Origin of the sequence: Streptomyces sp. SBT349 (genome assembly GCF_001083795.1) — a bacterium.
GTDB lineage: Bacteria > Actinomycetota > Actinomycetes > Streptomycetales > Streptomycetaceae > Streptomyces.
Genome location: NZ_LAVK01000680.1, coordinates 1 through 1,266 on the forward strand (window position 1 = coordinate 1; position 1,266 = coordinate 1,266).

The window sequence follows — 1,266 nt, forward strand, 5'->3', positions numbered from 1 at the left end:
GACCACCCCCACGGCAACTCACTGCCCCCCAGGCCCTCCACGGCCCTCACCCAAGCAGGCGGAGCCGACCATGACAGACACCGAGAACCCGCTGGTCCTCACCCCGCCGGAGCCCGTCGCCCCGGTCCGCGCCGAGCAGGCGTCGGGACTGGTGCCCGTGGACGCCGCGGCGCGCGAGGAGTTGAGCCGCCGCGCCGCGGCCTACGTCGACTCGCTGGCCGGACTGGACGCCCGCTCACCGGAGTTCGGCACCCGCGTCGACGAGGTCACCTCGCTCGGCTCGGCCGAGATGCGCACCGCGGCCCAGCAGTCCAACCGCATGCTGGAGCGCAGCGTCCGCTCCCTGGCGCGCGGCGCGGGCGGCGACGCGGCCGACGCCCAGTCCCGCGTCTCCTCCTCGCTGGTGGACCTGCGCCGCACCGTCGAGGACCTCGACCCGCGTGACGCCTCGGGCGGCGGCGTGCGGCGCCTGCTCTCCCGGCTGCCGGGCGGCACCAGGTTCCGCGACCACCTGGCGCGTTACGCCTCCGCGCAGGGCACCCTCCAGAAGATCGTCGCCACCCTGCGCGCCGGACAGGACGAGCTGCGCCGCGACTCGGCCACTATGCACACCGAACGCTCCCGGCTCTGGGACGCCATGGGCAAGCTCCAGGAGTACGCCGTGCTCACCGAGGCACTGGACGGCGAACTCCAGCAGCGCGTCGAGCGGTTGGAGGCCACCGAGCCCGACCGGGCCGCCGCCCTGCGCGCCGACCTCCTCTTCCCCGTCCGGCAGAAGCACCAGGACCTGCTGACCCAACTCGCCGTCTGCGCGCAGGGCTACCTCGCCATGGACGTGGTCCGCCGCAACAACGAGGAGCTGATCAAGGGCGTCGACCGGGCGGCCACCACGACGGTCACCGCCCTGCGCATCGGCATCATGCTCTCGGCCGCCCTGGAGAACCAGCGCAAGGTCGGCGAACAGGTCACCGCGCTGCGCACCACCACCGAGGAACTGGTGCGCACCAACGCCGAGATGCTCGCCACCCAGAGCGGCGACATCCAGAGGATGGCCTCCGACCCGGCCGTCGGCGCCGAGACGCTGCGCGCCGCGTTCCAGCAGATCTACCGGACGCTGGACACCATCGACACCTACAAGGCCCAGGCCACCGAGGCCATGGCGGTCACCGCCCGCGCCCTGTCCGACGAACTCGGCAACGCCGCGGGCCACCTCGAACGCTCCCGCTCGCTCGACCAGGGCGAAGGAGGGCTCAGGTGACCCCCGCC

Annotated in this window: 1 protein-coding gene; it reads left to right on the plus strand. The window is 73.5% G+C overall.

The window, feature by feature from the left end; genetic code table 11:
* Positions 1-70: 70 nt before the first annotated feature.
* Positions 71-1,258, plus strand: coding sequence for a toxic anion resistance protein (locus tag ADY01_RS35780; protein ID WP_049581073.1), 1,188 nt, complete (start codon positions 71-73; stop codon positions 1,256-1,258).
* Positions 1,259-1,266 lie beyond the last annotated feature (8 nt).

Bases quoted from the DNA above. Each gene is read 5' to 3' on its own strand.
- ADY01_RS35780 (WP_049581073.1), top strand. From the start codon at position 71: ATGACAGACACCGAGAACCCGCTGGTCCTCACCCCGCCGGAGCCCGTC.